This window comes from Crossiella sp. NPDC003009 (assembly GCF_053591555.1).
Genome location: NZ_JBSFUA010000026.1, coordinates 1 through 14,498, shown reverse-complemented (window position 1 = coordinate 14,498; position 14,498 = coordinate 1). Strand labels below are relative to the sequence as shown.

At 70.9% G+C, this 14,498-nt stretch carries 9 protein-coding genes; 6 read left to right on the top strand and 3 right to left on the bottom strand.

The window, feature by feature from the left end:
* Positions 1-168: 168 nt before the first annotated feature.
* Positions 169-1,203, bottom strand: coding sequence for a LacI family DNA-binding transcriptional regulator (locus ACWDY5_RS24795; RefSeq protein ID WP_449724556.1), 1,035 nt, complete (start codon positions 1,201-1,203; stop codon positions 169-171).
* Positions 1,204-1,437: 234 nt separating this feature from the next.
* On the opposite strand from ACWDY5_RS24795, the gene ACWDY5_RS24790 reads away from it, so the two are divergent.
* The 6 genes from ACWDY5_RS24790 to ACWDY5_RS24765 are packed head-to-tail and all read left to right on the top strand — an operon-like array spanning position 1,438 to position 9,605.
* Entirely contained in the window at positions 1,438-2,712 is a 1,275-nt protein-coding gene (locus ACWDY5_RS24790) for an ABC transporter substrate-binding protein (RefSeq protein WP_449724555.1), read from the top strand.
* A complete protein-coding gene (locus ACWDY5_RS24785) occupies positions 2,705-3,604 on the top strand; it encodes a carbohydrate ABC transporter permease (protein ID WP_449724554.1) in 900 nt (299 codons plus the stop codon). The genes ACWDY5_RS24790 and ACWDY5_RS24785 overlap by 8 nt, the downstream gene beginning before the upstream one ends.
* Positions 3,601-4,413, top strand: coding sequence for a carbohydrate ABC transporter permease (locus ACWDY5_RS24780; protein WP_449724553.1), 813 nt, complete (start codon positions 3,601-3,603; stop codon positions 4,411-4,413). The genes ACWDY5_RS24785 and ACWDY5_RS24780 overlap by 4 nt, the downstream gene beginning before the upstream one ends.
* A gap of 2 nt (positions 4,414-4,415) precedes the next feature.
* Positions 4,416-5,657, top strand: coding sequence for a glycoside hydrolase 5 family protein (locus ACWDY5_RS24775; protein ID WP_449724644.1), 1,242 nt, complete (start codon positions 4,416-4,418; stop codon positions 5,655-5,657).
* A complete protein-coding gene (locus ACWDY5_RS24770; protein WP_449724552.1) occupies positions 5,650-8,700 on the top strand; it encodes an alpha-mannosidase in 3,051 nt (1,016 codons plus the stop codon). The genes ACWDY5_RS24775 and ACWDY5_RS24770 overlap by 8 nt, the downstream gene beginning before the upstream one ends.
* Positions 8,700-9,605: a glycosyl hydrolase family 18 protein gene (locus ACWDY5_RS24765; RefSeq protein WP_449724551.1), complete on the top strand. Its 906-nt coding sequence runs from the start codon at positions 8,700-8,702 to the stop codon at positions 9,603-9,605. Before ACWDY5_RS24770 ends, ACWDY5_RS24765 begins: the two co-directional genes overlap by 1 nt.
* 19 nt (positions 9,606-9,624) lie before the next feature.
* On the opposite strand, the gene ACWDY5_RS24760 is transcribed toward ACWDY5_RS24765, so the two are convergent.
* Both ACWDY5_RS24760 and ACWDY5_RS24755 read right to left on the bottom strand, forming a co-directional pair.
* Positions 9,625-12,918, bottom strand: coding sequence for an error-prone DNA polymerase (locus ACWDY5_RS24760; RefSeq protein WP_449724550.1), 3,294 nt, complete (start codon positions 12,916-12,918; stop codon positions 9,625-9,627).
* Positions 12,918-14,384, bottom strand: a complete 1,467-nt coding sequence (locus ACWDY5_RS24755) for a DNA polymerase Y family protein (protein WP_449724549.1) — start codon at positions 14,382-14,384, stop codon at positions 12,918-12,920. The genes ACWDY5_RS24760 and ACWDY5_RS24755 overlap by 1 nt, the downstream gene beginning before the upstream one ends.
* Positions 14,385-14,498 lie beyond the last annotated feature (114 nt).

The window sequence follows — 14,498 nt, the reverse complement described above, 5'->3', positions numbered from 1 at the left end:
GGGCGACCTCTTCCTTCGTCCGCCGCGTGGGATCCGCACGCGGAGCGTACCGAACCACGCGGGGCGCACTGTCCAGCTGGAGAACCGCTCCCCGGGGTTGCCCCGGAGGGACGGGAAAGCACGCGGCCACCCGTCGTCTCGCTCCCGCCCCGCCACACCGCGACGACGCTACCCACTACCCCCGACAGGCGGTGCGGTGCTCCCCCTCGGTTCCAGTCGCGGCAGCTCGTCCTGCACGTCCTGCGCGGGCAACCCGCCCACCAGTCCGAGCAGCCGCCGGGCCGCGCGGGCGCCGAAGGCCGCGGTGTCCCGGACCAGGGCGGTGAGCTGGGGGTGGGTCAGGCGGCAGAGGGCGGAGTCGTCCCAGGCGACCACGGAGAGCTCCTCGGGCACCCGGATGCCGAGCTTGGCCGCTTCGCTCAGGCCCGCCACGGCCATCACGTCGTTGTCGTAGACCACCGCGCTCGGGCGGGTGGCCGCGGTGAGCAGGGTGCGGGTGGCGTGCGCGCCCGCTTCGACGCTGTAGTCGGTGGCCAGCGAAGGCTCCGCGGCCAGGCCGTGGCGCTGCATGGCCTGCTGGAAGGAGCGGACCCGGCGTTCGGTGTGGATCAGCCTTGGCAGGCCGGCGATGTGCGCGATCCGCCGGTGGCCCAGGCCGACCAGGTGGTCGACGATGGCGCCCATGGCCGCCGCGTCGTCCACCCAGATGCTGGGTGTGCCACCGGGGCACGGGCCTCCTATCACCAGGGCGGGCACGCCGAGCTTGGCCAGCAGCGCCGGGCGTGGGTCGACCAGCCTGGGGTCCACCACGAGCAGGCCGGCCACCCGGCGCTCGGCCCACCAGCGGCGGTACAGCTCGCATTCGGCGGAAAGGTCTTCCACCACCTGGAAGAGCAGTGCGGTGGAACTGCGGGCCAGCGCGGTCTGAATTCCGGAGACCAGTTGCAGGAAGAATGGCTCGACACCCAGGGTGGCGGCCGGTCTGGCGAACACCAGGCCGACCGTGTCGGTCTTGGCCGCGGACAGCGCGCGGGCCGCGCTGTTGGGTCGCCAGTCGAGTTCCTCGGCCACCTGCATGATGCGCCTGCGGGTCTGCTCGGACACGCCGGGCCGGTTGTTCAGCGCGAAGGACACCGCGCTCTCCGAGACCCCCGCGGCGCGGGCGATGTCCCTGATGGTGACCCGTTTGGCGCTTGCCTCCACCGGCGGACACCTCCCGAAGTAAAGCGGTTTATCGATTCCGAGGTAAAGCGCATTAGTTCTGGCACTGTCGCCCGTGTGAACGCGGCCTGTCAAGTACTGGACAAGAAAGTGGACAGGGCTACTCTCCGGTGTTGACGCAGCCGGTCGGACAGCGCATTTTTTGCCCACCTGAATCCCGCCGAAGGAGTTCTCGCCATGCGCCTTGCCAGAGGGTCGACAACGGTGTTGGCCGCGATGACGACAACGGTTCTCACCCTGTCCGCCTGCGGCCTGAGCGGCTCCGGCGAACAGCAGCCGGCCCAGGCGGTCACCGGCGAGGTCAAGGGGCAGGTCAGCTTCCAGACCTGGAACCTCAAGAGCAAGTTCGGCGACTACTTCACCGGCCTGATCGCCGAGTTCGAGAAGCAGCACCCCGGCACCAAGGTCGAGTGGCTGGACCAGCCCGCCGACGGCTACGCGGACAAGCTCAGCGCGGACGCCAGCGCGGGCACGCTGCCGGACATCATGAACCTCTCGCCGGACCTGGCCTACCCGCTGTACCAGAAGAAGCTGTTGCTGGACCTGGACACCGCGGCCCCCGAGGCGAAGAAGGACTACCTGCCCAACGCCTGGCAGGGCTACGTGATGCCCTCGCCGGACCCGGCGCGGCGGCGCAACGCGGCCTTCCCCTGGTACCTCAACACCGGCCCGAACTTCTACAACAAGCAGCTGTTCAGCCAGAACGGCCTGGACCCCGCGAAGCCGCCGAAGACATACGACGAGCTCAAGGAACAGGCGCTGCGGCTGGCCAGCGCGAGCGGCGGCAAGGTCGCCATGCTCGGCCAGACCCCCGGCATCGAGGACTTCGGCCTCTTCGGCGTGTCGCTGATGGACGAGGGCGGCACCAAGTTCACCTTCAATGACGCCAAGGGTGTGCAGCTGGTCGAGCTGTACAAGGCCATGTACGACGCCAAGGCGCTGCTGCCCGAGGCGCTCAGCGCCACCTACACCGGCTCCGGCGCGAAGTTCCTCGCCCAGCAGATCGCGCTCTCCTCCGGCAGCGCCTACGACCTGCAGAAGTTCCGCACCGACGCGCCCGGCCTGTACAACAACATCGGCATCACCGAGCCGATGACCAACACCGGCAAGGCCAACATGTACCTGCAGGGCCTCTCGATCGCCGCGCAGAGCAAGAACAAGCCGACCGCGATCGCCTTCGCCCGCTTCGTCACCAACGCCAAGAACCAGCTCGGCTTCGCCAAGATCGTCACGGTGTTCCCGAGCACCACGGGCACCCTGGACGATCCGTTCTTCACCAGCGAGGACGGCACCGACGTGGGCCGGGTCCGGGTGGCCGCGGCCAAGCAGCTGGCCGGCGCGGTGAACTACACCCCGGTGCAGCTCTCCGATCAGATGAAGACCATCCTGCGCAACGAGATCGCCAACGCCATGCTGGGCAAGCAGTCCGCCAAGCAGGCACTGGACAACGCGGTCGCGCAGTGCGACAAGCTGTTGCGCCCCAATGGCTGAGCTGCTCCGCAAGCCGCTGCGCCGGGAGTGGTGGCTGACCCCGTGGCTGTTCCTGGTGCCCGGCCTGGCGGTCGTGGTCCTGTTCAGCGTCTACCCGTTCCTCAACACGCTGCTGCTGTCCTTCACCGACGCCACCGCGCTCGGCGGCGGGAAGTTCACCGGGCTGGACAACTTCAGCCGGATGCTGGACGACCCGCAGTTCTGGACCGCGATCACCAACAGCGCGCTGTACGTGGTCGGGGTGGTGCCCGCGCTGGTCTTCCTGCCGCTGCTGCTGGCCTTGCTGGTGCAGAAGCAGGTGCCGGGCATCGCCTTCTTCCGCTCCGCCTTCTACACCCCGGTGGTGGCCTCCATCGTGGTGGTCGGGCTGATCTGGACCTGGCTGCTGGACAGCCGCGGCCTGGTGAACAGCCTGTTGCAGGGCCTGCGGATCGTCTCCGAACCGGTGCCCTTCCTGACCGATGCGAACCTGCTGCTGATCAGCGCGATGGTCGTGACGGTGTGGAAGGGCCTGGGTTACTACATGATCATCTACCTGGCGGCGCTGGCGAACGTGCCCAAGGAGCTGCACGAGGCGGCCGAGGTGGACGGGGCGGGGCCGGTCCGGCGCTTCTTCTCCATCACCGTGCCGACCATCCGCTCCACCATGGTGCTGGTGGCCGCGCTGTCCGCGGTGGCCGCGTTCCGGGTGTTCTCCGAGGTCTTCATCCTCTCCGGCAACTCCGGCGGGCCGGGCGGCGCGGACATCACGCTGGTGATGCTGATGCGCCAGGCCGGCACCGGCCTCAACGGCGACATCGGCTACGCCTCGGCGCTGAGCCTGGTGCTGTTCGTGCTCACCCTCGGCCTGATGCTGCTGGTGCTGCGGCTGAACCGGAAGGAGGACGAGTGAGGCTCGTGCTCCGGTACGCGTTGCTGCTGGGCGTGCTGCTGCTGTCCATCGGCCCGTTCCTGTGGCAGCTGTCCACCTCGCTCAAGGGCGTCGGCGAGGACATCTACAGCTATCCGCCCGCGTTCCTGCCCAGCGATCCGACGCTGACCAACTACGGCAAGGTCGCCGACGTGGTCCCGGTGTGGGACTTCGCGCTGAACTCGCTGATGGTGGCCAGCGCCAACGTGGTGCTCAACTGCCTCGGCGCGTCCATGGCCGGATACGCCCTGTCCCGCATGCGTTTCCGTGGCCGCGGCTTCGCCACGCTGGCCTTCCTGCTCGCGCTGCTGGTGCCGGGCGAGGCGATCCTGGTCTCGCTGTTCCTGATGATGCGCAGCTTCGGCCTGGCCGACACGCTGGTCGCGGTGGTGCTGCCCGGCGCGGTCGGCGCGCTCAACGTCTTGTTGATGCGCAACGCCTTCAGCGCGCTGCCGCAGGCGGTGGAGGAGGCCGCGGTGATCGACGGGGCGAACGCCTGGCAGCGGTTCACCAGGGTCGCGCTGCCCTCGGTGAAGGGCTCGGTGGCGGTGGTGGCGATCTTCTCCTTCATGTTCAGCTGGGACGACTTCCTGTGGCCGCTGATCGTGCTGAGCAACCCGGAGAACTACACGCTCACCATCGGCCTCAACTACCTCAAGGGCACCTTCGCCCTTGACCAGCGGCTGGTCGCGGCGGGCACCATCATCGCCGTGGCCCCGCTGATCCTGATGTTCGTGAGCCTCCAGCGGTACTTCTTCCGCGGGGTGGGTGAGGGGGCGGTGAAGGGTTGAGCGTGCGATTCGGCGTCAACTACACACCTGCGCAGGGCTGGTTCTTCCACTGGCTGGACTTCGACCTGGACGCGGTGCGGCGGGACCTGGACTCCATCGCGGGCCTTGGCCTGGACCACATCCGGGTGTTCCCGCTGTGGCCGGTGTTCCAGCCGAACCGGACCCTGGTGCGCGCCAAGGCGGTCGAGGACCTGCTGGCCGTGGTGGACGCGGCGGGCGAACGCGGCCTGGACGTGGCGGTGGACGGCTTGCAGGGCCACCTGTCCAGCTTCGACTTCCGTCCATCGTGGACGGTCAGCTGGCACCGGCGAAACCTGTTCACCGATCCGGATGTCGTTGCCGGGGAAGCCTTCTACCTGCGCACGCTGGCCACCGCGCTGGCCGGGCGGCCCAACTTCCTCGGCCTGACCCTGGGCAACGAGGTCAACCAGTTCTCCGACAAGCCGCACCCGGACCCGGACCCGCTGTCGGTGGCCGAGGCCGGGGACTGGCTCACCCGGTTGCTGGCCGCCTGCGAGGACGGCGCGCCCGGCAAGTTCCACACGCACTGCGCCTACGACGCGGTGTGGTTGCAGGACGGGCACCCGTTCACCCCGGCGCACGCGGCCCGGATCGGCGCGGCCACCAACGTGCACTCCTGGGTGTTCAACGGCACCGCGCAGCGCTACGGCGGCGACTCCGCGGCCACCGCGCACTACGCCGAGTACCAGGTCGAGCTGGCCGCCGCCTGGGGCGAGCCGGGACATCCGGTGTGGCTGCAAGAGGTCGGCGCACCGGCCCCGCACATCCCGGCCGAGCGCGCGGGCGAGTTCGCCGCTCGTACCGTGGCGAACGCGCTGACCTGCCCGGACCTGTGGGGCATCACCTGGTGGTGCTCGCACGACGTCAGCCGGGAACTGGCCGACTTCCCGGAGCTGGAGTACGGCCTCGGCCTGTTCACCAACGACAACCAGCGCAAGCCGGCCGGGCAGGCGGTCGCCGAGGCCATCGCCGCGACTAAACCCGTTGCCGCGCCCCGGAGGACCGCGCTGGTGCTGGATGTCGGCGAGGAGCGCACCGCGCCCGGCCGCTCGACCTGCGGCCCCGGCGGCGAGTTCTTCGAGGCCTGGCTGGAGCTCGCGGTGCGCGGCGCCCGCCCGGCGGTCGTGCTCGCCTCGCGCGCGCGGGACACCGAACACCTGACCACACGGGGCATTTCCGAGGTTGTGCACGTGCCGGACGTCTGGAGTAGCAAGCATGCATGACGACCACAAGCTGATCGAGGGCCGCATCGAGCGGGTGCTGCGGGAGCGGATCCGCCCCGCGATCTACCCCAACTCGGTCGGCGTGGACCTCGCCGTGTGGCACGCCCCCGGTGAGCCGGTGCCGGCGGCCGAGGGTCTCGCCGCCGAGTACCAGCCGACTTCCGTTGGCGCGCAATGGGGTCCGGCCTGGGGCACCAGCTGGTTCCGGCTCACCGGCACGGTGCCGGCGGAGTGGGCGGGGCTGGCCGTGGAGCTGGTCTTCGACCTCGGCTTCGACGACAAGATGACCGGCTTCCAGTGCGAGGGCCTGGCCTACCGCGCCGACGGCAGCCCGGTGAAGGGCCTCAACCCGCGCAACACCTGGCTGCCGGTGGGCGATCCGGCCCAGGGCGGCCAGGAGGTCGTCTACTACCTGGAGGCCGCGGCCAACCCGGTGCTGCTGGACTACGTCCCGTTCCAGCCCACCCAGCAGGGCGACCGGCTGACCTCCAGTGACGAGCCGCTGTACCGGATCGCGCGCGCTGACCTGGCCGTGTTCGACCACCAGGTGTGGCAGCTGGTGCAGGACATCGAGGTGCTCTACCAGCTGATGCTGGAGCTGCCGCTGACCGAGGCCCGCCGCTGGGAGCTGCTGCGCGCGCTGGACCGGGCCATCGACGCGGTGGATCTGCAGGACGTCGGCGGCACCGCGAGCGCGGCCCGCGCCGAGCTGGTGGACATGCTCAGCCGTCCCGCGCACACCAGCGCGCACCAGGTCTCCGCGATCGGGCACGCGCACATCGACTCGGCCTGGCTGTGGCCGCTGCGGGAGACCGTGCGCAAGGTCGCGCGCACCGCCTCCAACGTGACCAACCTGATGGACGAGCACCCCGGCTTCCACTTCGCCATGTCCCAGGCCCAGCAGCTGGCCTGGATCGAGGAGCACCACCCGAAGGTCTTCGCCAGGGTCAAGGAGAAGATCGCCACCGGCCAGTTCGTGCCGGTGGGCGGGATGTGGGTGGAGTCGGACACCAACATGCCCGGTGCGGAGGCGATGGCCCGGCAGTTCACCCACGGCAAGAACTACTTCGCCTCCCGCTTCGGCATCGAGACCAACGAGGTGTGGCTGCCGGACTCCTTCGGCTACACCGCCGCGCTGCCGCAGCTGGTGCGCCTGTCGGCCTCCCGCTGGTTCCTCACCCAGAAGATCAGCTGGAACCAGACCAACAAGTTCCCGCACCACACCTTCTGGTGGGAGGGCCTGGACGGCACCCGGATCTTCACCCACTTCCCGCCCGCGGACACCTACAACTCCGAGCTCAGCGGCAAGGAGCTGGCGCACGCCGCGCGCAACTACCAGGAGAAGGGCAAGGCGACCCGCTCGCTGGTCCCGTTCGGCTGGGGCGACGGCGGTGGCGGCCCCACCAGGGAGATGCTGGCCCGCGCGGCCCGGCTGACCGACCTGGAGGGCTCGACCAGGGTCACCGTGGAGCCGCCCGCGGAGTTCTTCCGCAAGGCCGAACAGGAGTACCCGGACGCGCCGGTGTGGGTGGGCGAGCTGTACCTGGAGTTCCACCGCGGCACCTACACCAGCCAGGCCAAGACCAAGCAGGGCAACCGGCGCAGCGAGCACCTGCTGCGCGAGGCCGAGCTGTGGGCGGCCACCGCGGCGGTGCGGCTGGGCGCGGACTACCCGTACGAGCGGCTGGACCGGCTGTGGAAGCTGGTGCTCACCAACCAGTTCCACGACATCCTGCCCGGCTCCTCGATCGCCTGGGTGCACCGGGAGGCCGAGGAGACCTACGCCGCGGTCGCCGACGAGCTGAACGAGATCATCGGTGTGGCGCAACAGGCCCTGGCCGGCGCCGGGGACGCGCCAATGGTGTTCAACGCGGCCCCGCACGCCCACGCGGAGGTCCCGGCCGCAGGCGCGCTGACCCGCGGCGAGTTCGCCGGGCATCCCGTCTCGATGTCCACTGTGGACGGTGTCACGGTGCTGGGCAACGAGTTCCTGTCGGTGACGGTGGACGCCGACGGCCTGATCAGCTCGATCCACGACCTGGCCGCCGACCGCGAGGTCATCGCCCCCGGCGCGCGGGCGAACCTGTTGCAGCTGCACCCGGACTTCCCGAACATGTGGGACGCCTGGGACGTGGACTCCTTCTACCGCAACAAGGTCACCGACCTGACCGAGGCGGAGCTGGTCAGCGTGGAGACCAACTCGCCGGAGCTGGCCACCCTGCGGATCCAGCGCTCGTTCTCCGCCTCCACGGTGACCCAGCTGCTCACCCTGCGCGCGGGCAGCCGCTGCGTGGAGATCGACACCGAGGTGGACTGGCACGAGACGGAGAAGTTCCTCAAGCTGAGCTTCCCGGTGGACGTGCAGTCCGACCGGGTGGCCGCGGAGACCCAGTTCGGGCACGTGTACCGGCCGACGCACACCAACACCAGCTGGGACGCGGCCAAGTTCGAGATCTGCGCGCACCGCTGGGTGCACCTGGGCGAACCGGACTACGGGGTGGCGCTGGCCAACGACTCCACCTACGGCCACGACATCAGCAGGGCCGCGCGGGAGGGCGGCGGCACGGTCAGCGTGATCAGGGCCTCGCTGCTGCGCGCGCCGCGCTTCCCCGACCCGGAGACCGACCACGGCGTGCACCGGTTCCGGCACGCGCTGGTGCTCGGCGCGGACAAGGCGGACGCGGTGCGCGCCGGGTACCGGATCAACCTGCCGGAGCGGGTGGTTTCCGGTTCCGGGGCTGCCGTCAGCCCGATCGTCACGGTGGACAACCCGGGCGTGGTGGTCGAGTCGGTCAAGCTCGCCGACGACCAGAGCGGCGACCTGGTGCTCCGGCTCTACGAGGCCCTCGGCTGCCGCGCCAGGGCGCGTCTGGCCATCGGCGCGGAGATCACCGCCGCCTACTCCACCGACCTCCTGGAACGCCGCTGGAACGACACCACCGAGTACGAGGTGACCGGCAACGGGTTCGAGCTGAGTCTGCGGCCGTTCGAGATCGTCACCGTTCGGCTCCCGCGAAACCCTGCCAGCCAAGGAGATCACTGATGCGGAAGCTGCTCACCGCGGCCGGGACGCTGGTCCTGCTGCTGTCACTGGCCACTCCGGCGCAGGCCGCGCCGCACAAGCGCACGGTCGTCTACTACCAGACCCAGTACAGCAACGGGGCCACCGGTGACTACGTCTCGCCGCTGCCGCTGCTGACCAACAACACCGGGGTCACCGACGTCATCGTGGCCGCGATCCACCTCAACGCGGACAAGTCGGTGCACCTCAACGACCACCCGCCGGCGCACGAGCGCTACACCCAGATGTGGCAGGACCTCAAGTCCATGCGGGACCGAGGGATCAACGTGATCGGCATGGTCGGCGGTGCGGCCCAGGGCACCTACGCGAACCTGGAACGCGACTTCGCCACCTTCTACCCGCTGCTGAAGAACGTGATCACCACCTACGGGCTCAACGGCGTCGACCTCGACGTCGAGGAGAAGATGTCCCAGGCCGGTATCACCAAGCTGATCGATGCGCTGCGCAAGGACTTCGGCAGCAGCTTCCTGATCACGCTCGCCCCGGTGGCCAGCGCGCTCTACGGCGGCGGCAACATCTCCGGCTTCAACTACGAGACGCTGTACCGGGAACGCGGCAGCCAGATCAACTGGTTCAACGCCCAGTTCTACTGCGGCTGGGGCAGCATGGCCGACACCGCGGGCTACGACCGGATCATCGGCCGCAAGCTCATCCCGCCGGCCAAGGTGGTCGCGGGCGTGATCACCAACCCGGCCTCCTGCGGCGGTTACGTGGAGCTGGACAAGCTGAAGAACACCATCCGGTCGCTGGTGCAGAAGTACCCGACCTTCGGCGGCGTGGACGGCTGGGAGTACTTCAACTCCAACCCCGGCGGCACCGCCCGCCCGTGGGAGTGGGCCAAGGAGATCACCTCGGCCATGCGCTGAACCCCGCGGCCCGGTGCGCTCACTGGAAGTCCCGTGAGCGCACCGGGATCCGCAGGTCCAGCGCGGACAGGTGCTCGGCCCGCAGGCTGATCACCCCCTGCGCCTTCTCCAGCACCCCGCGCACCACCACCGCCGAACTCTGCCGCGCGATCCGCCGGTACCGGGCCCACACGCCCTGCGTGCACACCACGTTCACCATGCCGGTCTCGTCCTCCAGGTTGAGGAAGGTGACCCCGCCCGCGGTGGCCGGGCGCTGCCGGTGGGTCACCGCGCCACCCACCGCCACCCGCCGACCGTTGTCCACAGTGGACAGTTCGGCGGTGGTCAGCACGCCGCGCGCGGTCAGCTTCTCGCGCAGGAACTGGATCGGGTAGCTGTCCGGGGAGATGCCGGTGGCCCACACGTCGGCGACCGCCTGCTCCAGCGCGTCCATGCCGGGCAGCGGCGGCGCGGTCACCCCGACCGTGGTGCCCGGCAGGCTGCCCGGTCCCTCCCTGGCCACCGCGCCCGCGGCCCACAGCGCGGCCCTGCGGTTGAGCCCGAAGCAGCTGAACGCGCCCGAGGTGGCCAGCGCCTCCAGCTGCGGCAGGGTCAGCTTGCAGCGGCGGGCCAGGTCCACCATGTCGGCATACGGTCCCTCGGCGCGCGCGGCCACGATCCGCTCGGCCAGCGGCATGCCCACCGTGCGCACCGAGCCCAAACCCAGTCGCACCACCGGTTTCCCCGCTTCACCAGGCTCCAGCCCGGCGTGCGGCAGGCTGGCGTTGATGTCCGGGCCGAGCACGGTCACGCCGTGCCGCCTGGCGTCGGCGACCAGGGACTGCGGCGAGTAGAAGCCCATCGGCTGCGCGCGCAGCAGGGCGGCGCAGAACGCGGCCGGGTAGTACAGCTTGAACCAGCTGCTCGCGTAGACCAGCAGCGCGAAGCTGAGCGCGTGGCTCTCCGGGAAGCCGAAGTTGGCGAAGGCCACCAGCTTGTCGTAGATCCGCTGCGCGGTGTCCCCGGTGATCCCGTTGCGGGCCATACCGCTGAAGAACCGGTCCTTCAGCCGGGCCATCCGCTCCCCGGAACGCTTGGCCCCCATGGCCCGGCGCAGCTCGTCCGCCTCGGCCGCGGAGAAACCGGCCACCTCCACCGCGATCTGCATCAGCTGCTCCTGGAACAGCGGCACGCCAAGGGTTTTCGCCAGCGCTTTCTTCAGCAGCGGATGCTCGTAGGTGATCTCCTCCTTGCCGTTGCGGCGGCGGATGTAGGGGTGCACCGAACCGCCCTGGATCGGGCCGGGCCGGATCAGCGCGACCTCCACCACCAGGTCGTAGAACTTCTCCGGCCGCATCCGGGGCAGGGTGGCCAGCTGGGCCCTGCTCTCCACCTGGAACACGCCGATCGCGTCCGCCCTGCGCAGCATCTCGTACACCGCCGGATCGGCCAGGTCCTGGCCGAGCTGGTGCAGGGTGACCGTCCGGCCGTGGTGCTCGGCGACCAGGTCGATCATGTAGTGCAGCGCGGAGAGCATGCCGAGGCCGAGCAGGTCGAACTTGACCAGTCCCATGGCCGCGCAGTCGTCCTTGTCCCACTGCAGCACGCTGCGGTTGGCCATCCGCGCCCACTCCACCGGGCAGGTCTCGCCGATCGGCTGCTCGGAGATGACCATGCCGCCGGAGTGGATGCCCAGGTGCCGGGGCGCGCCTTCCAGCTCGGCGGCCAGCTCCAGCACCGGCAGCGGGATCTCGGTGTCGTCCACAGTGGACTCCATCGGGCCCCAGCGCTCGATCTGCTTGCTCCAGGCGTCCTGCTGCCCGGTGGAGAAGCCCAGCGCCTTGGCGGTGTCCCGCACGGCGGAGCGGCCGCGGTAGGTGATCACGTTGGCCACCTGCGCCGCGTGGCTGCGGCCGTAGCGTTCGTAGGCGTACTGGATCACCTCTTCCCGCCGGTCGGACTCGATGTCCAGGTCGATGTCCGGCGGCCCGTCCCGCTCCGGCGCCAGGAACCGCTCGAACAGCAGCTTGTACTCCACCGGGTCGGCGTGCGTGATGCCCAGTGCGAAGCACACCGCCGAGTTGGCCGCCGAGCCCCGGCCCTGGCAGAGGATGTCCGCGCGGGCGCAGAACTCCACCAGGTCCCACACCACCAGGAAGTACCCGGCGAACCCCAGCTCCTTGATCACCGCCAGCTCGTGCTCGACCTGCCGCCGCTGCTCGTCGAACTTCGCGCCTTCCGCGACCCGCTTGTGCAGCCCCAGGTAGACCTGCCTGCGCAGGAAGCTGTCCTCGTCGTGCCCGGGATCCACCGGGTAGGGCGGCAGCCGCGGCTTGACGCTCTTGAGGTTGAAGGACAGCCGGATGCCCAGCTCGGCGGCGGTAGGCACGGCGGTCGGGTAGCGCCGGAACCGCTCGGCCATCTCCGCGCCGGAGCGCAGGTGCGCGGCCCCGGAGGGCGGCAGCCAGCCGTCCATCTCGTCCAGGCTGCGCCGGGCCCGCACCGCGGCCATCGCGGTGGCCAGCCGGTGCCGGGAGGGCGCGGAGTAGTGCACCGCGTTGGTGGCCGCCACCCGCAGCCCGTGCCGCTCGGCCAGGCCCGCCAGCTGGTCGTTGCGGGTGGTGTCGCCGGGCAGCCCGTGGTCGGTCAGCTCCACCACCACGTGGTCGCGCCCGAACAGCGCCACCAGCCGGTCCAGCTCCCGCGCCGCCGCCTCCGGCCCGCCGGTGGCCAGCGCCTGGCGCACCATGCCCTTGCGGCACCCGGTGAGCACCAGCCAGTCCTGGTCTGCTTGCGCGGCAACGTCTTCCAGCTCGTAGACCGGCTTGCCCTTCTCCTTGCCAGCCAGCTGCGCCTTGGTGATCGCCCGGCACAGCGACCCGTAGCCGACCGGGTTGCGCGCGAGCACCAGCAGGTGGCTGCCCTCCGGATCCGGGATCCCGTTCTGCGGCATGGTCAGCCCCAGGCTCAGCTCGGCCCCGAACACGGTGCCCAGCCCGTGCGCCCCGGCCGCCTCGGCGAAGCGCACCACCCCGTACATGCCATCGTGGTCGGTGATCGCCAGCGCGCTCAGCCCCAGCCGCGCCGCCTCGGCCGCCAGCTCCTCCGGATGGCTGGCCCCGTCCAGGAAGCTGAAGTTGGAGTGGCAGTGCAGCTCCGCGTAGGGCACCCGGGGCGGCAGCTGGCTCGGCGGCAGGTCCGGCTCGTACGCCGCCCGCCGCCGGCTCCAGGCCGGGCTGTCCCCGCCGTCGCCGGGGTGCTCCTCATCGCGCGGCCTGCCGGAGAGCGCCTGCTCGAACTCCCGCCAGCTCACCGGCGGGTTGTTCCACCCCATCAGTCGTACACCCCTTCCACCTGCCAGGACCCGTTGGCACAGGCCAGCAGCAACGCCTGCCCGTCCGCCAGCAGCACCTGCAACCGGGCCACCCGGTTCGCGCCCAGCTCCGGCGGCAGCCACCAGCGCTCCTCCACCGTCCACGGCCCGGCCCACGCGGTAACCAGCCGCGACCGTCCACTTTCGACAGTCACCTCGTGCGGCGGCCCGCTGATCCGCTGCCGCGCGCTGACGCTAACCAGGTTGCCCCGCCGGTCCTTCACGATCGCGGCCACCGGCTCGGCAGGCACCAGCGTCGGCGAGGGCGCGGGCAGCCGCCCCGGCCACGGCGGCTCCGGATCGTGCCGGGGCCGCGCCTCGTCACCCCAGGGCACCCAGCGGACCCGCTCCCCAGGACCGCGTCCGCCACCGAGCACCCCGGTGCACACCGCCTCCGGCCCCAGCAGCCCCTGCACCCGGACGAAGGCCCGCCCGGCCCGCTCGGCCAGCTGCGCCGCGCCCTCGCCCTTCCACAGGTCGAGCTGGAGCACCCCGGCGTCCACCACCTCCTCCGGCTCCACCCGCAACAGGTTGATCCCCGCGGTCGGCCCGCCCGCCCGCAGCCAGCCGTCCAGCTGCCAGCGCACCCGGTCGGCGATCCCGTTGGCGGTCAACGGTTCCGCGCACCGCCACACCCGGCTCAGCTCCTCGCCGTGCTCGGTGCGGGCCTGGATGGCCAGCCGGGTGCAGGCCAGCCCGCGCGCGGCCAGCACGGTGTGCAGCCGCTCGGCCAGCGCCCGCGCCGCGAACGCGGCCGCGTCCACCCGCTCCACCGGCGGGTCAAGTTGTTGTGCCACCGCCAGTTCCGCCGGTGGCAGCCGCCGGTCGGCAGGCCGCTCCTCCAGTCCGCGCGCCAGCCGGTGCGCCCGCACCGCCGCCGCGCCGAACCGGGAGGCCACCTCCCGCTCCGGCAACGCCCCGAACTCCCCCAGCGACCGCAACCCCAACCGCCGCAACAGGTCCACCAGCTCACCCCGCCCGGCCAACCGCTCCGCGGGCTGGTCCAGCTCACCGATCCCCAGTGGCGCCAAGAACTCCGGACTGCCCCCGGGCGGCACCAGCACCCCGCGGTGTGCGGCCAGTGTGGCGGCGAACAACCCGTCCGCCACCCCGACCTGGCACTCCACCCCGGCCAGCGCCCCGACCTGGTCGACCAGCCGCTCGGCCGCCTCCTCCGCGCCGAAGTACCCCACCGGCCCCTGCGCGGGCAGCGCGACCAGCCCCGGCCGCACGATCTCGATCCCCGGCGCGAGCTGCTCGATCCCCAGCGCCACCGGCTCGAACAACCGCGCGTCCCTGGTCTGGTCGTCCTCGAACACCACCAGCTCGGGACAGCGCCCCTCGGCCTCCCGGCGGCGCAGCCCACGCCGGATACCCTCCACCCGCGCGGTCGCCGAACAGGCGAGCACCTTGCCCCCGGCGAGCACCGCGCACGGGGTGCGCGGGCCGGCCGCCTGGGTGCAGCCGCTGCCGGAGCTGCTGCCCGCCGACCAGCAGGCCGTGCGGCAGCGGGTCAACCAGACCGACGGCCCGGAACCGGA

Bases quoted from the DNA above. Each gene is read 5' to 3' on its own strand.
- ACWDY5_RS24790 (WP_449724555.1), top strand. From the start codon at position 1,438: ATGACGACAACGGTTCTCACCCTGTCCGCCTGCGGCCTGAGCGGCTCC.
- ACWDY5_RS24785 (WP_449724554.1), top strand. From the start codon at position 2,705: ATGGCTGAGCTGCTCCGCAAGCCGCTGCGCCGGGAGTGGTGGCTGACC.
- ACWDY5_RS24770 (WP_449724552.1), top strand. From the start codon at position 5,650: ATGCATGACGACCACAAGCTGATCGAGGGCCGCATCGAGCGGGTGCTG.
- ACWDY5_RS24765 (WP_449724551.1), top strand. From the start codon at position 8,700: ATGCGGAAGCTGCTCACCGCGGCCGGGACGCTGGTCCTGCTGCTGTCA.
- ACWDY5_RS24760 (WP_449724550.1), bottom strand. From the start codon at position 12,918: ATGGGGTGGAACAACCCGCCGGTGAGCTGGCGGGAGTTCGAGCAGGCG.